The following is a 17,472-nucleotide window of genomic DNA, read 5'->3' on the forward strand; positions in this document are numbered from 1 at the left end:
ATCACCCGGCGGGCACGATCTCCGGCCGGCCGGTCGGCTTCGGGTCGGCCGCGACCCGGCGGCGGTAGGCGGACGGGGTCTCGCCCACCCGCAGGGCGAAGGCCCGGGCGAAGGCGCTGACGTTCTCGAAGCCGACCGCGAGGGACACGTCCAGCACCGACGGCCCCGGCTCGGCGAGCAGCGCCATCGCTCGCAACAGCCGCGCCTGCAGCAGATAGGCCCGCCAGGACAGGCCCAGCTCGGCGGCGAACTGGCGGCGCAGCGTCCGCTCGGACACCCCGATCGCCCGGCTCACCGTGGCCGCGGTGACGGTGTCGAGGTTCTCCCTGGTGTAAGCCATCGCCGCCGCGACGAGCGGGTCCGCCGAGGTCGGCAGGCTCAGCGGGGCCTCGTGGTCGAGCGCCTCGGCCACCAGGTGCGCGAGCGTGCGGAAGAAGCCGTCGGAGACGTCGTCACTCTCGGTCCGCGCGATCGGCCAGCGCAGCGCGTAGAGCATCATCTCGCGGATCAGTGGCGAGACCGCGACGATCCGGGCCCGGTCGCCGGGCCGGGGGACGATGCGTGGGTCGAACATCACCGACACCGTCCGCACCGCCGTGTTCATCGTCGCCTGGTGCGAGAGGCCGGCCGGGAGCCAGGCGGCCTGCTGCGGCGGCAGCAGGTAGCGGCCGCCGGAGGTCTCGACCTCGACGACGCCGGAGACGGCGTACTCGATCTGGTGCAGGTCGTGCGAGTGCCAGGGGGTGACCAGGCGCTGGCCCTCGTACAGGTAGCCGCCGCCGAGAGCCTCGCCGCCGCGGCGCAGGTCGATCGCGCCGACGTGGACGCCGATCAGGTCGAGCTCGCTGGGGAGCGTGGCCCCGCTGAATCGCAGCGTTCCGGTGTGGCCTGGCACAGTGACGGCCACCGCGAGGTTGGCCGTTTCTGCAGGGTTCCTGGCCGAACGTGCGGAGACGGACATGGCTGGCCAGCGTACAACTAGGTGGGAGGTCCAGCCAACACCGTGATCCAGGCCGCGGAGGGGCTGACCCACGAGGCACTCGTACGGCCCGGCCGCGCCCGAGGAGGAACTCCCAGATGAACATCGAGGACATGGTCCTGGTGAGCATCGACGACCACGTCGTCGAGCCGCCCGACATGTTCGCCGGCCGTGTGCCGGCGAAGTGGGCCGACCTTGCGCCCCAGGTGGCCAAGGGCGAGGACGGGATCGAGCGGTGGATCTACCGCGGCCGCCCGACCGGCGTCTCCGGCCTGAACGCCGTCGTCTCCTGGCCCGCCGAGGAGTGGGACAAGAACCCGGCGAGCTTCGCCGAGATGCGCCCGGGCGCCTACGACATCCACGACCGGGTCCGCGACATGGACCGCAACGGCATCCTCGCGTCGATGTGCTTCCCGACGTTCACGGGCTTCTCCGCTGGCCATCTCACCCATTACAAGGACGAGATCACCGTCGCGATGATCGAGGCCTACAACGACTGGCACATCGACGGGTGGGCGGCCTCCTGCCCGGGCCGGTTCATCCCGATCGCGCTCGTGCCGACCTGGGACCCGCAGCTGATGGTGGCCGAGATCAAGCGGGTGGCGGCCAAGGGCTGCCGGGCGGTCACCATGCCCGAGCAGCCCCACATCGAAGGCCTGCCGAGCTACCACGACCTCAACTACTGGGGCCCCGTCTTCCAGGCGATGTCGGACACCGGCCTGGTGTGGTGCCTGCACATCGGCCAGGGCTTCGGCGCCATCAAGGGCGCCCCGGACGCGCCGATCGACAACCTGATCATCCTCGCCTGCCAGATCTCGGCGCTGGCCGCTCAGGACGTCCTGTGGGGCCCGGCGATGCGCACCTACCCGGACCTGAAGTTCGCCTTCTCCGAGGGTGGCATCGGCTGGATCCCGTTCTACCTGGACCGCTGCGACCGGCATTACACCAACCAGCGCTGGCTGCGCCGCGACTTCGGCGGAAAGCTGCCCAGCGAGGTGTTCCGCGAGCACACGCTGGCCTGCTACGTCACCGACCCGACGGCGCTGAAGCTGCGCAACGAGATCGGCATCGACAACATCGCCTGGGAGTGCGACTACCCGCACTCCGACTCGATCTGGCCGACCGCTCCCGAGTTCGTTCTGAACGAGCTGAACAACGCCGGGGCGGCGGACTCGGAGATCGACAAGATCACCTGGCAGAACGCCAGCCGGTTCTTCAACTGGGACCCGTTCGCGGTGATCCCGAAGGAGAAGGCGACGGTCGGGGCCCTGCGGTCGACCGCGATGGACGTTGAGACGGCCGTCGTGCCCCGTGCCGAGTGGGCCCGCCGCTACGCCGAGAAGCACGGCGCCACCGCCTGACCGCCACGGCCTGACCGCCACGGCCTGACCGCCACGGCCTGACCGGCTTGGACCGGGGCGGCTCCGGGTCATCCGGAGCCGCCCCGGTCACCGGGCCGGGTCGACGGCCTCGGCCGTGCGGCTCCACAGCCGGCGGCGGAACTCCGGGTCGTCGACGACCTGGTTGCGGGGCGCCGGTTTCCGGTCGATGTAGTAGGCGCCGTCGACGAGTTGTCCTTCGTCGGCGGTCGCGAGCCACACCAGCGTGTCGGCGCCCTGCTCCGGCGAGCGCATGAGCGCCCGCGCCGGCGAGCGCATGAAGGTCCGGATCACCGGGGCGCTGCCCGCCGCGAAGTTCGAGCGGATCAGGCCGGGGTGGAAGGACACCGCGCGCACGCCGGGTAGGTGTCCCGGTAGCTCGGCCGCGAAGGCGACGTTGGCGAGTTTCGCGTTCGCAAAGGCCCGCATCGGTCGGTAGCGACTGACATCTCGTCGGGACCGTGCTGGTGCTCGACTCGGGCGACGGCCCGGTGCGGCTGGGGGCAACCGGCGGGCGAACCCGTGTGCCTGGCTGGACGCCACCATCGGCCCCGGCGCACGCGCCGCCCTGCGCGGCAAGGGCGGGATTCGCTGCACCCCGCTGACCGACGGCATTCTGCGCGTCGGCCCGGTCATCGCGGCGATCGAGCGTTGAGCGGGTCTGCTGGCCGGGCTGTCGCCGGCCAGCAGACCCGCTCAACGGTGTCGCCTGGCGTCCCTCACATCTGCGGGCCGGCCGCGAGGCGGGGGATCAGCATGTTGGCGATCACCTTGACCACGTTGCCCGAGGTGGTGTTCGGCCCGTTGGTGTTGACGTTCATGATCTTCGTTGCGACGTCGACGGTGTTGTTGGTCACCGTGTTGTTCGCGGTCCGGTCGGTGCCGCTGGCATCGTGCCGGTCCTCCATGTAGATGGTGATCGACGCCCCGTTGTTGTTCCAGGCGAAGTTGCCGGTGGCCGTGTCGCGCCCGCTGCTCTGGATCACGATGCCCACCTTCCGCCAGCCGTCCGGCTCGTTCGAGCCGTTACCCGCGGCGATGTTGTTCTTGAAGGTGTTGCTGTAGCCGGTCTCGTCGGTGAACCCGGAGCCGTCGTTGTTGTACGAGATGTTGTTGGTGAACGTGTTGTCGTGGCACGACGCGTCCATCCACAGGCCCGACGGGTGGCCGTTGTCCGAGAACAGGTTCCCGATGAACTGGTTGTTGGTCTCGACGGTGATCTTCACGCCGCCGCAGTCACCGCCGGGGTCGTTGGCGTCCGGCAGCCGGTTGTGGATGAACTGGTTGTAGCGCCAGATGGTGCCGTCCATGCCGCCGGCGGCGCCCTTGCACTCGTTGTCGTGGAACGTGTTGTTCTCGACGAGCGAGTTCATGCCCATCGAGGCACCCAGGTAGTTGCCGTAGATCTCCGAGTTGGTGAGCTTCCAGCCGCTGGCGGCGTCGGACTCGTGCAGGTTGCTGTCGATCGCGCCGTTGCGGCCGGAGTCGGAGTAGCCGGTGATGCTGATGTTGTGGATCTCGACGTTGTCCGCGCTGCCGTTCGGCCGCTGGATGCCGAGGCCTACCAGCTTCGTCCCGCCGGGGCCGGCCTTGACGCCGTAGAACTTGTCGCCGGCCTTGGGGTGGATGACACCGGGGCCGCTGAAGGTGCCGGCGGCCAGGTTGAACTGGGTGCCGGCGCCGTGGCTGTCGATGAAGGACTGCAGGTCCGAGCCCGCGGGCACGCTCACGCCGCCGGCCGGGATCTTCAGCGGCGCGGGGATGAGTGGCGCGTTCGGGTAGGCGGCGGTGTTGCCCAGGTCGGTGGTCCCGCCGCGCAGCCGGTCGCCGCCGGTGCTACCACCGGTGGTGGTGTTCGGCGCCCCGCCGGCCGGCGCGGAGGCCGACGGCTGCAGGGACGGCGTCAGCTCGGGCCCGTTGATGGGCGCTCCCGCGCTCAGGGACAGCGTCACGTCCTGCGTCGGCGCGCCCTTCGCGGTGGCCGTGACCGTCAGCTTGCCGCCGCTGCCGAGATGCTCGGGCAGGATGAACCCGACCAGGAAATGGCCGGTCCCGTCGGTGCCGATGGTTCCGTCGCCCGCATAGGCCGTGCCATCGGGATACGCGAGGTCGGCGTGCAGCTTCACCGTTGACTTGACCGGGAACCCGGTGCCACCGACCACGGCCGTATCCGTGTCATAAAGCGTGATGGTCAACGACGGCGGGACGGCGGCCGAGGCCAGATGCGGGGTGAACACCAGCGCGAGCATCGTGGCGACGACGGTCGCGAGTATCCGCCGGGTACGTCGGGTCCGGCGCCGATGTCGACCGGACGCCTTTCCCCGCTTGGGGCCCGCGACGAGAGCCAGGATCAGGGGCTGCGTGGACGGCCTCATACGGGACATCATCGCCCGGCCGGTCTGGGTGGTATACACCGGGTCCGGCGACAGCCGGCCGTGAGCGTACCCGGTTGGCGCGTCCGGTGGGAAACCGCCCACTTGTCCAGCTTGGCTGCCGACGCCGGCTGGCCCGTGCTCGCAGGTCGAAACAGCACCATCTGGGGGCCGTCGGCGCCATCTCGTGCGTACGCCGATAACAAGTCCGCGTTCGTTCAGGCCAGCGGCCGGCTAAATGTAGATCTATTGCCGCGATCCGTTGCTGGCGTGTTGTGCCGACCTATTGAAAGGCGTCGAGCAGGGCACGCAGCGCATCATCGAGGTGCTTGCGCTGCTCGGGGGACAGGACGGCGGCCACCCGGTTGACCAGCTCGGCATGCTCGGTGATCGCCGCGTCGACGATCGTCAGGCCCTTCGCGGTGAGGCAGACGCGGAAGCTGCGCCGGTCGGTCGGGTCGAGGCTGCGCTCGATCAGGCCGGCGGCCTCCAGCCGGTCCAGCCGGTTGGTTATCCCCGCTCGCGACATCATCAGCAGGGCGGACAGCTGTGACGGGATCAGCGTGCAGGGCGGGCCGGACCGGCGCAGGGTGGCCAGCACGTCGAACTCGCCCGGGTTCAGGCCATGGTGGCTCAGAACCTGGTCGGCCGCGCCGGCGAGGTTCTTCGACAGCAGCTTCATGCGGGCGAAGCAGCCCAGGGCGCTGGCATCGAGGTCCGGGCGTTCACGGCGCCAGTCGGCGATGAGTTCGTCGATCGGATCCTGTCCACCCACTGACGTGAGCGCGCCCGAGAACGTGCACTCGTCGCCGGCTGAGTCCAGGGCGTCCGTCGCGCTCATGACGAGGTCGACGGGGCCGTGAGTCGCGGCACCGGGTGCGATGTCGGCGCCCACCGCGGCGCCGTTCGCGCGGCCTTTCATGACCCGAGTGTAGTTGATCAATACAGTTCGATGCCAGTCAAGTTCGATGCCGTACTATAAGGAGGTGAACTACTCCGGCCTGTCCTCCGGAGCGCCCCCCGCTACCCGGCGGCCCTCGACCGACGTCCACGGCGGACGTCCACCATCCGCTGTCGCGCACCAACCCTCCGGCGTGCGTGGCTGTTCCAGCTGACCGGATCGACTTCAGCGCCGTGGAGGCTCTCAGTCTCCAGGAGTTGACCCAGGGAGACACTGTGACTACAACCACCGACGTCACGCCTGGCGAAGGCCCGGGGGGCGATGCTGCCCGGGCGGTGTCGGTCCCGGCCCAGGCGACGACGAGCCCGGCCCCCGTCGCCTCGGCGCCGGGTGGCGAGCCGGACCCGCGCCGCTGGCTGGCGCTGGCCGTGATCGCCGTCGCCCAGCTCATGGTCGTGCTCGACGGCTCGATCGTGACCATCGCGCTGCCGCACGCACAGAAGGCCCTGCACATCTCCACCGCGAACCGGCAGTGGGTCATGACTGCCTACTCACTCGCCTTCGGCAGCCTCCTGCTGCTCGGCGGCCGGATCGCGGACTTCGCCGGCCGCAAGCGGGCCTTCGTCTGGGGGCTGATCGGCTTCGCCGCCGCGAGTGGTCTCGGCGGGTTCGCGCCGAACAGCGGGCTGCTGTTCGCCGCGCGGGCGCTGCAGGGCCTCTGCGCCGCGGTGCTCGCCCCGGCCGCGCTCTCCCTGATCACCGTGACCTTCACCGAGGAGAAGGAGCGGGCCAGGGCGTTCGGCGTCTACGGTGGCATCTCCGGCGGTGGCGCGGCGATCGGCCTGATCGCCGGCGGGCTGCTCACCGAGTACGCGTCCTGGCGCTGGTGCCTGTTCGTCAACGTCCCGATCGCGCTCGTCACGGCGGTCGCGGCCGTGAGCGTCGTGCGCGAGAGCCGGGCGGAGGGCAAGCCGAGCTACGACATCCCCGGTGCGCTGACGGTGACCGGCGGCCTGCTCGCCCTGGTGTATGGGTTCACCCGGGCGGCTGAGAGCGGCTGGGGCTCCGTGCCGACGGTCTCCCTGCTCGTCGCCTCGGCGGTGTTGCTCGTCGCGTTCGTCGTCATCGAGATGCGCACGGCCGCCCCGCTGCTGCCGCTGCGGGTCGTGCTCGACCGGACCCGAGGTGGCGCGTTCGGCTCGTCGCTGTTCTTCGGCGCCGCGCTGCTGGCGATGTTCCTGTTCATGACGTTCTACTTCCAGAACACGCTCGGCTACAGTGCGCTGCGGTCCGGCTTCGCGTTCCTGCCGTTCAGCGCCGGGATCGTCTTCGGTGCCGGGCTCGCCAGCCAGTTCATGCCGCGGGTGGGTGCGAAGTCCCCGATGATCGTGGGCTCGGCGATGGCCGTGGTCGGGCTGCTCCTGCTCACCCAGGTCGACCTGCACACCGGCTACGCGTCGCACGTGCTGCCGGCCGAGCTGCTGATCAGCATCGGCATGGGCCTGGCCTTCGTCCCGATGTCGAGTGTCTCGCTGATCGGCGTCGCCCCGCACGACGCCGGCGTCGCCAGCGCGCTGGTGAACACCACACAGCAGGTGGGCGGCTCGCTGGGCATCGCCCTGCTCAACACCATCTACGCGACGGTCGTGGCCAACTACGTCAAGGACCACGGGTCCAGCCCGATCGACCAGGCGCACGCGCAGATCTCCGGCTACACGACGTCCTTTGTGTGGAGCGCCGTCTTCATGGCGATCGCGCTGGTCATCGTCGTGGTGCTGGTCCGGGCGCGCAAGTCGGACGTGGTCGGGACCGCCACGCCGGTCCACGCCGGCTGACCGCCGTCCGGCGCCGCCGAGGCCCCGGCCGCTCCCGCGTGGGAGCGGCCGGGGCCTCGTGCGCGATCAGACCGGTGTGTCAGACCAGTGGGAGCCCGCGCCGGATCCGGTGGCGCAGGTCCAGCAGCAGCAGGTTGAACGGGAACAGCCGGACATCACGCGGCAGCCGGCGGGAGACCGCGCCGAGCCGCCGCAGCGTCCGGTCGAACCGGGCCTCGTCGTCCGCCGACCAGGCGAGCCCCAGCTCGGCGCGGAACCGCGCCGGCAGGAAGCCGGTCGTCATGAACTCCAGTGGCCGGCGCGGCGGCAGGTTGAACGGGAACCGCAGCGCGCGCCGGCTCACCAGGCCGAGCAGGTAGTCGCGCACGACCGGGTCCACCGACACCTGTGCCTGGGCTCGCTCCCAGTACTCCTCGAACGCGGCAAGGTCGGCCGGCCACAGGTCCCCGTGGACCTGCAGCGTCGTGCCGAACCGGGCGGCATGGCGGTAGACCCTGTCCGCGACGGCGGGCTGCGCCGGGCCGTACGTCCGGGTGTAGAAGTCGGTCAGGCCGCGGTACATGCACGCGGCGACCCAGAGCTGCAGGTCCTGGCGGAACGCGTTGTACTCGACCGGGCTCGCGGCCGTCGAGCGGACGTCGCGGTGGGAGGCGTTGACGGCGTCCCGATACCTGGCCCGCTCCTCGTCGGTCCCGAGCCACGCCACGGCGATGTAGGTGAGAGTGGTGCGCCCGCGCTTGGCCGGGTGGCGGGTCAGCTGCCCGCCCGGTATCCGGCTTTCCACCACGCCGTGCCCGACCGGGGCCCAGCTCAGCTGCATGACGACGTTCGCGAGGCCGGCCAGGAACGCGCCCGCGCCGTCGAGGAAGTCCCGGAGATCGACCGGCGTCGCGGCGTCGTCGGCCACCGGCCCGAACGTGGTCGGGCCGGTCGACGTCGTGCGGGGGAGAGGGATCTCTCGCGTCCCGCGGGCCGGGGCGGTCGTCACCGGGCGCCTCCTTCCGCGTCGCCGCGTCTGTTCGCCGGAGCGGCTGCGCCGGTAGGTCCGCGTCGGCTGACGCGGAGGTGGCCGCTGCTGGGCGCTCGGTCTCGATGGTAAGCGAGCCCGCCACCCGCGAGATCGCTCCGGGTGACCCTATGGACGCAGTCGAGCGGCCTTGCCGCCTCCGGTAGCACCGCGGTAACCATCGGTGGCGATCAACGGGCCCAACGCGATTCTTGTCACGGTCCCGCCGCGCTCACCGTCGGGTCGCGGTCTGTTCACGCGGGGGCTGCCCGATCGCAGTCTGTCGGTCCGGCTGGGCTGGCAGCGTGCTGCACACAATGGGAGAAGCCGGGCCGACGGGCGTCGAACGTAGCCACGACGATCGCACCAACATCGAGTGCACCACCATCGGGTGCGGTGACGTGGAATGCGGCGACATCGAAACCAGCGACCTCGGATGTGCCGAGGTCGACGGTAGTGACGTCGAACCAGGCGCCAAGCCGCGCGTCGGCCGCCGGTGGGCGGCCGTACGCCGGGTGGGCGCGCTGGTCACCGCCGGCGTGACCGGCTCGGTCGGCGCGACGCTCGTCGTCATCACCGGTGGACGGCTCGCGCTTGGACCAGTGGTGAAGCCACCGACGGCGTGGTTCGGCCTGCTCGACCCCGTGTCGACGAACGAGCCGTCGGTGCTGCCCGCGGTGCTGATCGCCGGGGCCGCGCTGCTCGTGGGTGCCTGGTGGTGGGTCTGCCGGCGCTGCCAGCGCGGCGAGCTGTCGCTGCGCGGCGTCGTCACGCTGATCTGCTGCTGGGCGGTCGTGCCGCTGGCCGGCCCGCCGATCCTCAGCCTCGACGTCTACAGCTACGTGGCGCAGGGCGTCATGGTCTCCTCCGGCCTCGACCCGTACACCGCCGGCCCGGCGCTGCTCGGCAGTGCTCCGGCCGCGATGGCGGCGGACCCGATCTGGCAGAACACCCCGTCGCCGTACGGCCCGGTCGGCCTCGCGCTGTTCCACGCCGTCGCGGCGCTGACCGGCGGCCGGGTGGTGCGTTCCGTGCTCCTGCTGCGCGGGGTGACGACGCTCGCGGTCGTGGCGCTCGCGTGGTGCCTGACCCGCGCCGTCCCCGCGGCCCGCCGGCCGTGGACGCTGGCCGTCACCGTCGGCGGGCCGGTCGTGCTGCTCGAGCTGCTCGGCGCGGTGCACCTGGAGGCCGTGATGATGGCGCTCGCGGCGGCCGGCCTGCTGGCCGCGCTGCGCGGCCGGCCGGGGCTCGGCCTCGGGCTGCTCACCGCCGCCGCGCTGACGAAGTGGCCGGCCGCGGTGATCCTGGTGGTGCTTCTGGCCCGCCGCTGGGCCGACCTGGCGACCAAGCCGGTGGACGCCCCGGCGGCAGCCGGGCCAGCGCAGGACACCTCGGTGGCGAACGGCCGGGCGGACGACGATGGGGTGGTGAGCGCGGCCGGCGGCTCGCGGGCGGGCCGCGCCCGGCGGGTGCTCGTGACAGCCGGCCGGGATCTCGCGGTGGTCGCCGGCACCGCGGCAGCTTTGTCGCTGTTGCTGGTGCCGGACGGCCTCGGCTGGGTCCGGGCCACGTCGACGCCGTCGCTCGGGCTCAGCCTCTACTCGCCGGTCTCCGCGCTGGCCAACCTGATCGCGATGATGACCGGCCTACCGGGCGCGGCGCTGCCCGGCAGCGAGCCGCTGCGGATCGCGCGCGCCGTCGGCATGCTGGTCGCCGCGTTGCTGATCGGCTGGTTGCTGGTCACCGTCCGCCGCCGCGACGTGCTCACGAGCTGTGGCCTCGCGCTGCTGTGCCTGGCGCTGCTCGGGCCGGTGCTCTACCCGTGGTACCTCGTGTGGGGGACGGTGCCGCTCGCGATGGCGCGCGGAGCCCAGCGCCCGGGGCTGCTCATCCTGGTCGGCGCGTTCGGCGCGCTGCTGTCCGTGCCGCACCCCGAGCTGCTGTTCGTCGGCCGGCCGGCGGTGACCGACTGGTTCACCCGCGAGGGGCCGGTCGTGCTGGTCATCCTCGTAGTGGGCGCGGTGGTGGCGTTCCTGGCCCGGCGCCGGCTCACCCAGCCGCCGCGCCGCGACCTCACGCCGTCGGCCTGAGCGTTTCCCGGTACCGTCAGCGCCGTGACGACCGCGCCCGGGACGCCCGTCCCGCCGGGGCCCGTCCGCGCCGGGCCGGGCAACTCGTGGCCCGCGGCCAGCCGGACGGCGACGCGGCTCACGGACGGCCGGGAGCTGATCTACTTCGACGACGCGCCCGGCCGAGGCCGTCCCGGCCCGGACGAGCGAGACCTGCTGGCCCTGGCCCGGCCACCGTCCCAGCTGCGGTTCGACCCGCTGACCGAGGAATGGGTGGTGGTCGCGGCCCATCGGCAGGGGCGCACCCATCTGCCAGCCGTCGCCGACTGTCCGCTGTGCCCGAGCCGGCCCGGCCGGCCGACCGAGATCCCCGAGGACTACGACGTCGTCGTCTTCGAGAACCGCTTCCCGGCGCTCGGTCTCCCGCCCGCCCCCGAGCCGCCCGCCCCCGAGCCGCCCGCCCCCGAGCCGCCCGCCCCCGAGCCGCCCGCCCCCGAGCCGCCCGCCTCCGAGCCGCCCGTCCCTGAACCCCCGGACTGGGGCGCGGGCGGCCCGGCCGCGCCCTACGCGGGCCGGCCAGGAGAGGGGCGCTGCGAGGTCGTGTGCTTCACCGCCGACCATGACTCGTCGTTCGCCTCGCTCGCGCCGCGCCGGGTCGCCACCGTGCTCGCCGCCTGGACCGACCGCACCGCCGCGCTCGGCCGGTTGCCGGCGGTCGAGAGCGTGTTCGTGTTCGAGAACCGCGGCGAGGAGATCGGGGTGACGCTCGGTCATCCGCACGGACAGATCTACGGCTACCCGTTCGTCCCCACCCCGCTCGCCACGATGATCGGAGTCGCCAGGCGCCGCGCGGCCTGCCCGCACTGCGAGATCATCGCCGCCGAGACCGCGGACCGGTCCCGGCTCGTCGCGCGCACGGCGGCCTGGGCCGCCTTCGTCCCGTACGCGGCACGCTGGCCGTTCGAGGTGTCGATCTATCCACGCCGGCACGTGCCCGACCTGCCCGCGCTCGACGACGCCGAACGGGGCGAGTTCCCCGGGCTCTACCTGGACGTGCTGGGCCGCCTGGACCGGGTGCTCGGTGTCCGGATGCCCTACGTGGCGGGCTGGGAGCAGGCACCCGTCCGGCGGGACCGACGCTGGGCGCATCTGAGGCTGCGGGTGTTCTCCAACCGGCGCGCCCCGGACAAGCTCAAGTACCTGGCCGGGAGCGAGGCGGCGATGGGCGTCTACATCAACGACATCGAGCCGGAACGGGCCGCGGCGATGCTTCGGGCCGCTGGCTGACCACCCGGCGACCCTGACCGACGGTAGCCGTTCAGTGGGGTCCAGGGGATCGCCCGAAAGACTCCGGACGTTGCCTGGACATGACCGACGGTGTCGCGGCGCGCGGTGTCACGGCGGCCGCCCGGGGTGGCCGAGGCAGCGGGCCATCGACCGGGCGAGCCGCCAGGGGACGAGCGGACGAGGCACCGGGCGAGCCGGCGGCCGGCCCGGACGGCGAGCCAGACCGGGTCTCCAGCGGGGCTCGGCGGGCCCGGATGCGGCGCCGGGCCGCGACGGGAGCGAGCCGGTCCGGCCGCGGCGGGCCGGTCTCGGCCGCCGCCTTCGGGCCGGGCCGGGTCAACCTGGTTGGCGAGCACACCGACTACAACGACGGCCTGTGCCTGCCGTTCGCGATCGAGCTGGGAGTGACTGTCCGGGCCCGTCCGGCTCCCGACGGCCTGATCCGGGTGCATGCGGCCGACATCGGCGCGCATGACGTCTTCGTCGCCGACGCCCCGGCCCGGGCTGATGGCTGGCGGTCGTTCGCGCGCGGGGTCGTCGCCGAGCTGGCCGCCGCCGGCTACCCGGTCCGTCCGGCCCGGCTCTCGGTCGTCGGCACGCTGCCGCGCGGCGCGGGCATGTCCTCGTCGGCGGCGCTGGAGGTCGCCCTGGTCCTCGCCCTGCTCGCGCACAGCGGCTACGGCGAGCCGGACCGCCTCGAGCTCGCCCAGCTGCTGTCCCGGGTGGAGAACACCTGGGTCGGTGCCCGTACCGGGCTGCTCGACCAGACCGCCTCGCTGTTCGGCCGGCCGGGGCATGCGCTGCGCCTCGACATCCGCGCGCTGACCGGCGGTGCCGAGACCGTGCCCGAGCCAGCCGCTGAGCCGGTCGGGCCAGCCGCACGGGACGGGCGGGCGGTGCCGCGTCCCCCCGGCCGCTGGCTGTCCGGACCGGCCGGCCGGCCCGTCCCCGGTATAGAGCCGGTGCGCCTTGACCTGGGCCGTTGGCGGTTGGTGACGGTCGACTCAGGTGTCCGGCACGCAATCGCCGCATCGGGCTACAACACCCGGCGCGAGGAGTGCGCCCGGGCCTGTGAGCTGCTCGGCATCTCCTCGCTGCGGGATGCGGACGAGGACGCCCCGGGCCGGCTGCCCGAGCCGCTGGGTCGGCGGGTACGGCATGTGCTGGACGAGAACGAGCGGGTTCGCCGCGCGGTCGCGGCGCTGCGCGGCGGCGACCTGCCCGAGCTCGGGCGGCTGCTCGACGCGTCGCACGCCAGCCTGCGGGACAACTACGAGGTGTCTGTGCCGGCGGTGGAGGAGACCGTCGCTCGGTTGACGGCCGCCGGCGCCGCCGGTGCCCGGCTGGTCGGCGGTGGGTTCGGCGGGTCGGTGCTCGCGCTCTTCCCGCCAGGGAAGCGGCCGCCTGTGGAGGCCCTGCGAGTGGTGCCCAGCGGCCCTGGGCGGCTCGTCCGCCGTTGAGCCGCGAACAGTTCGTTTTCGTCCAGCTGACCGGATCCGCCACGAAATCCGCGGGAAGCACGATGAAAGTACATCGCGCTCACTCCGCGAACGGCAGGTCGGTCGCCGGCCGGGCCGCGCCGACCAGACCCGGCGTCCGCGCCCAGGCGGAAAGCCCCCCGCGCCGCCGCACCGCGGGGGATTGGCCGGGACGCGCGACGCCGAACGTCGGGACCCTGCCTGGCCAGCCCCAGACCGGGTCTAAAGTCTCAATGCGTGAGGCCTTAAGTCCCAGGCGATTCGGCCCGCGCGGGGTGCGCCACCGGCTGCCGGTGGTGCTGTTGTTGTGCGTGGCGGCGGTGCTGTGCGGGGCGTTGTCCCAGACGTCGTCGCGGTCCCCGGCGAAGGAGACCCGGCCCGGGGCCGTCTGGTACAGGTGCGTGGCCAGGCGGTAGCGCCAGGTGGTGTCGCCGGCCGACTGGTGCGTGATTTCCGCGCTTGCGCGACCGCCCCGAAGGGCCCGGGGGACTCAGAGCACGATGGCGGCGACGAGCCAGCTGAGCGCCGCCAGCACCCCGGCGGTCAGTTCGACGAGCAGGCCGATCCCAATGCCGACGAGGGCCGCCCAGGTCGAGGCGAGCGCCTCCCGCCAGTCCTTGAGCCGGATCGCCTCGGCCACGTAGATGCCGAGCAGGCCACCGACGATCAGGCCGACCACCGGGATCACGAAGAATCCGACGACCGCGCCGACGGCGCCGATCAGCAGCGTCGTCCAGGGCGCCCCGCGCCCGGCGGTGGCCCGGGCCGGCAGGACGTACTTGGCCACGGTGCCGAGGGCGGCGAGCACCACCATCACGGCGAACACGACCCACCGCACGCCGCCGCCGTCGGCGACCGTCCACCACAGCCCGGCGCCGAGGATGACCACCAGGCCGGGCAGCACGGGCGCGACGATCCCGACCAGCCCGACGAGCATCAGCACGCCGACGATCACCTGCGCATCGACGCTCATCGACAACCTTCCCCGTCCGGCCGGAACGCCGCCGAAACTACCGGTTCCGCCGACCCGCCGGCCAGACCGCCCGAAACCGCCCGCTGGTCCCGCTGGCCGCGAGGCGTCAGAAGTCGTAGGCGCGCTCGCCGTGCAGCGCGATGTCCATGCCGTCCTTCTCCTCGTCGACGGACAGCCGCATCCGGACGAACATGCGGATCACCGTGCCGATGACCAGCGTGACGACGAAGGAGTAGGTGACGACCGCTGCGACGGCCTCTGCCTGCTTGCCGAGCAGGGTGAGCCCGCCGCCGTAGAAGAGGCCGTCCGCGCCGCCGGTGTCCGACGACCCCCAGAACCCGATCAGCAGCGCGCCCAGGCTGCCGCCGACCAGGTGCACCGCGCCGACGTCGAGCGCGTCGTCGATGCCGATCTTGCCCTTGATGCCGGTGACGGACGCGCAGACGATGCCGGCGATGAAACCGATGAAGATCGAGCCGACGGGTGTCACGAACCCGGCGGCCGGGGTGATCGCCACCAGCCCGGCGACGGCCCCGGAGGCGGCGCCGAGGGTGGTCGCGCGCTTGTCGCGGATCTTCTCCAGCAGGATCCAGCCGAGCAGCGCACAGGCGGTGGCGGTGTTGGTGTTCATGAACGCGAACCCGGCGAGCTCGTTGGCCTTCAGCGCGGAGCCGGCGTTGAACCCGAACCAGCCGAACCAGAGCAGCCCGGCGCCGAGCAGCACGAACGGCACGTTGTGCGGCCGGAAGTTGCCGTCCGGCCAGCCCCGGCGCTTGCCGACCACGATCGCGATCGCGAGCGCCGCCGCTCCGGCGTTGGCGTGCACCACGGTCCCGCCGGCGAAGTCCTCGGCGCCGTGCTTGAACAGCCAGCCGGTCGGCGAGAAGACCCAGTGCGCGACCGGGGCGTAGACCAGGACCGACCACAGGATGATGAAGGTCGCGAACGGGCCGAAGCGGAACCGGTCCGCCGGCCCGCCGGTGATCAGCGCCGGAGTGATGATTGCGAACATGAGCTGGAACGCGGCGAAGACGATCGGAGGGATCGTCTGCGCCGCCGCGCCGCTGTAGCCGGGTACCTGTTCGTTCATGTGCTGGAGCCCCGCGAAGTGCAGGCCGCCGAAGAACTCGTTCTGGCCGCCGAACGCGATGCTGTAGGTGCACGTCACCCACAACAGGCTCACGATCCCCATGCAGAAGAAGTTCTGCATGAGCATGCCGAGGACGTTCTCGACCCGGACCATGCCGCCGTAGAAGAACGCCAGACCGGGCGTCATCACGAGCACCAGTGCGGAGCTCGCGAGCAGCCACGCGGTGTCTCCGGAGTCGATCGCGCCGATGTTGAACGGCATGTCCCGCCTGTCCCTGTGCTGGTCGGAAGCTGGCGGCCTCCTGGGCGGCGCGGTACCAGAGGGGAACTGGGCACCGGCGGGGGAGAGGCCCAAGGCGGCAGGTTCCGCACCACCCGTTCCGCCGTGGTGTCTCGCGTATTTCCACGGAGTAACAGCGAAGATTTGAGCCGGGTTTGTCTGGCCCGTCGGCGTGTGGTGGGCCGCCAGGGTGGCCTGGTTGCGTGACGGCCGGATCGCGGCAGTTCCTAGCCACTTTCTGTGGCGTTGTCTATGTGTTCCACATCACGCCGGCATGCCAGGCCCTGCACGGTCGCTGGCTGGTGTCGTCCGGTCGCGGGAGCTGATCCGCCTGCCACGTACTGTCAGTACATCGTCCTGGATGGTGGCCGCAGGCGCGAGCGCTTGGCTACCGGGAGATCAGCCGGCCGCACTGCGGCAACGGGTCCACCGGAGTGAAGTGCTGGCCGTCCGCGCCGACCTGAACAAAGCTCAGGCACCGGGTCAGCCGGCCGAAGTCGGCGCGGAAGTCGACCGGCTGGGTCAGCAGCCCGTCGGCCGTGTAGCCGTGCACGGCCCGCAGCGCGGCGACGAGCCCCGCCCTGGTCGGGCAGTCGCCGGCCGCCTGCAGGCCGCGCAGCGTGATGTCGGCCGAGATCCAGCCGGCGAGCGCGGCCTGCTGGTTCGCGGGCTGCGTCTCCGGGGCGTACTGCGACATCGCGGCCAGGAACTCCTGGTGGGCCGGGCTGTCGGCCTCGAAGGGCAGGAAGTCGACGACGAAGTACGCCCCCGCGAGGATCGTCTTGAACGTGTTGAGCAGCCGCGGGTCGTAGCCGGTCGGCGAGAGCGCGATCTTGATACCGGCCTGGGCGCCGATCGAGGCGAGCACGGACTGGCCGAAGGCGGGACCCGCGACCGCGCCGACCAGGGCGTCGGCCCCGCTGTCCTTGATCTGATTGCCCAGGTTGGCGTAGTTGATGGGCGACGTCGCGTCGACGGTCGCCACGACCGGAATGCCCACCGACTTCAGGCTCGCCGTCAGCTCGGCCGCGAACGCGACCGAGGCCGGGGCGAACCGGGAGACGACGATGACGGCCCGATGCCCACCGTGGCTCGCGATGAAGTCGCCGTAGGTGGTCACCGACCCCGACGCCGCCAGCAGGTTCGAGTAGCTGAACATGTTGTCGTAGACAGTCCACGGCTCCTCGAGGGACGAGCCGACCACAGGGATCCCCTGGCTGTGGAGGTACGCGGCCGAGCCGGTCGCGACAGACGTCGACTCCAGCATCGCGAAGACACCGCTGTTCACCAGGGCCGTCGCCGCGGCCAGGTTCATCTGCGTGGCCGACTCGTCGTCCTGCCAGCTGTAGGTCAGCTTCCGGCCGCGGACCCCACCCGCGGCGTTGGCCACGCCGAAGCGGGCGTCCACCCCCGCCCGGAAGGACCCGAACAGCGACGCGGCGTTCCCGGAGTTCGGGTAGATCATGCCCAGCTGGATCTGGTCACGGCTGATCCCGGGCGAGGTGCAGGTGCCGCGCCCGGTCTCGGCCCGGCTCGGGGCCGCGCAGCCCGTCAGAGCCTCGACCGCGACGAGACAGGCCGCGACCGACAGTGCCGCGGCCGACAGTGCCGCGGCCGTGCGCGGCCGCCGCCGCCACCGGCGGGGCCGACTACCGAACGTGCGCCGGCGGGCCGAGAAGACAGGCCGACGGGCGGCAGAAGACTTGGACGCCTGGGACTGGGACAGGTGGACCGGGCTCGTCCTCACCTCACCCACAATGACGACGAATCGGGCCCGGCGGCGCCGATCTGTTGGGGACATGTGGTCCGGACGGCGACAAGTGG

General features: G+C 72.1%; 13 protein-coding genes and 1 pseudogene. 5 read left to right on the forward strand and 9 right to left on the reverse strand.

The features are described 5' to 3' along the window. Nucleotide 1: 1 nt before the first annotated feature. Nucleotides 2-961 carry an AraC family transcriptional regulator gene (locus FRADC12_RS22640; protein WP_157488989.1) on the reverse strand — a complete coding sequence of 320 codons (960 nt, stop codon included), beginning with the start codon at nucleotides 959-961 and terminating at the stop codon, nucleotides 2-4. A 116-nt stretch (nucleotides 962-1,077) separates the two neighbouring features. Here FRADC12_RS22640 and FRADC12_RS22645 point away from each other — a divergent pair, with 116 nt between their 5' ends. Next, a complete protein-coding gene (locus FRADC12_RS22645; RefSeq protein WP_045878148.1) occupies nucleotides 1,078-2,340 on the forward strand; it encodes an amidohydrolase family protein in 1,263 nt (420 codons plus the stop codon). A gap of 87 nt (nucleotides 2,341-2,427) precedes the next feature. Here the strand turns inward: FRADC12_RS22645 and FRADC12_RS22650 are convergent, their stop codons facing one another. From FRADC12_RS22650 to FRADC12_RS22660, 3 genes are all read right to left on the reverse strand, one after another. Then, nucleotides 2,428-2,787 carry a Rossmann-fold NAD(P)-binding domain-containing protein gene (locus FRADC12_RS22650; protein WP_198153006.1) on the reverse strand — a complete coding sequence of 120 codons (360 nt, stop codon included), beginning with the start codon at nucleotides 2,785-2,787 and terminating at the stop codon, nucleotides 2,428-2,430. Nucleotides 2,788-3,077: 290 nt separating this feature from the next. After that, the gene (locus FRADC12_RS22655) at nucleotides 3,078-4,733 is read right to left on the reverse strand and encodes a right-handed parallel beta-helix repeat-containing protein (protein ID WP_232303967.1); all 1,656 of its coding nucleotides are present in this window, start codon (nucleotides 4,731-4,733) and stop codon (nucleotides 3,078-3,080) included. Between the two features lie 280 nt (nucleotides 4,734-5,013). Continuing rightward, nucleotides 5,014-5,652, reverse strand: a complete 639-nt coding sequence (locus tag FRADC12_RS22660; RefSeq protein ID WP_232303968.1) for a MarR family winged helix-turn-helix transcriptional regulator — start codon at nucleotides 5,650-5,652, stop codon at nucleotides 5,014-5,016. Between the two features lie 254 nt (nucleotides 5,653-5,906). Here FRADC12_RS22660 and FRADC12_RS22665 point away from each other — a divergent pair, with 254 nt between their 5' ends. Next, nucleotides 5,907-7,466: an MFS transporter gene (locus FRADC12_RS22665; RefSeq protein ID WP_198153007.1), complete on the forward strand. Its 1,560-nt coding sequence runs from the start codon at nucleotides 5,907-5,909 to the stop codon at nucleotides 7,464-7,466. Between the two features lie 79 nt (nucleotides 7,467-7,545). On the opposite strand, the gene FRADC12_RS22670 is transcribed toward FRADC12_RS22665, so the two are convergent. Then, nucleotides 7,546-8,454 (reverse strand): oxygenase MpaB family protein, encoded by a 909-nt coding sequence (locus FRADC12_RS22670; protein ID WP_084011118.1) that lies wholly within the window; start codon nucleotides 8,452-8,454, stop codon nucleotides 7,546-7,548. Nucleotides 8,455-8,777: 323 nt separating this feature from the next. Here FRADC12_RS22670 and mptB point away from each other — a divergent pair, with 323 nt between their 5' ends. The 3 genes from mptB to FRADC12_RS22685 all read left to right on the forward strand — a co-directional run bounded on the left by mptB (nucleotide 8,778) and on the right by FRADC12_RS22685 (nucleotide 13,288). Next, nucleotides 8,778-10,562, forward strand: a complete 1,785-nt coding sequence (gene mptB, locus FRADC12_RS22675) for a polyprenol phosphomannose-dependent alpha 1,6 mannosyltransferase MptB (RefSeq protein WP_232303969.1) — start codon at nucleotides 8,778-8,780, stop codon at nucleotides 10,560-10,562. A gap of 24 nt (nucleotides 10,563-10,586) precedes the next feature. Continuing rightward, nucleotides 10,587-11,828, forward strand: coding sequence for a galactose-1-phosphate uridylyltransferase (locus tag FRADC12_RS22680; RefSeq protein WP_232303970.1), 1,242 nt, complete (start codon nucleotides 10,587-10,589; stop codon nucleotides 11,826-11,828). An 80-nt stretch (nucleotides 11,829-11,908) separates the two neighbouring features. Beyond that, on the forward strand, nucleotides 11,909-13,288 hold the full coding sequence (locus FRADC12_RS22685) for a galactokinase (RefSeq protein WP_052711097.1): 1,380 nt from the start codon (nucleotides 11,909-11,911) through the stop codon (nucleotides 13,286-13,288). Between the two features lie 352 nt (nucleotides 13,289-13,640). Here the strand turns inward: FRADC12_RS22685 and FRADC12_RS35100 are convergent. From FRADC12_RS35100 to FRADC12_RS22700, 4 genes and pseudogenes are all read right to left on the reverse strand, one after another. Beyond that, nucleotides 13,641-13,757, reverse strand: a pseudogene (locus FRADC12_RS35100) (GDSL family lipase); the annotation flags it as partial. A gap of 39 nt (nucleotides 13,758-13,796) precedes the next feature. Next, nucleotides 13,797-14,279, reverse strand: coding sequence for a DUF456 domain-containing protein (locus tag FRADC12_RS22690; protein WP_045878151.1), 483 nt, complete (start codon nucleotides 14,277-14,279; stop codon nucleotides 13,797-13,799). Between the two features lie 106 nt (nucleotides 14,280-14,385). Further along, on the reverse strand, nucleotides 14,386-15,630 hold the full coding sequence (locus FRADC12_RS22695; protein ID WP_045878152.1) for an ammonium transporter: 1,245 nt from the start codon (nucleotides 15,628-15,630) through the stop codon (nucleotides 14,386-14,388). A 406-nt stretch (nucleotides 15,631-16,036) separates the two neighbouring features. Then, nucleotides 16,037-17,395, reverse strand: a complete 1,359-nt coding sequence (locus FRADC12_RS22700) for an ABC transporter substrate-binding protein (RefSeq protein WP_045880062.1) — start codon at nucleotides 17,393-17,395, stop codon at nucleotides 16,037-16,039. Between the last annotated feature and the right edge of the window lie 77 nt (nucleotides 17,396-17,472).

The organism is Pseudofrankia sp. DC12, assembly GCF_000966285.1.
Classification (GTDB): Bacteria; Actinomycetota; Actinomycetes; order Frankiales; family Frankiaceae; genus Pseudofrankia.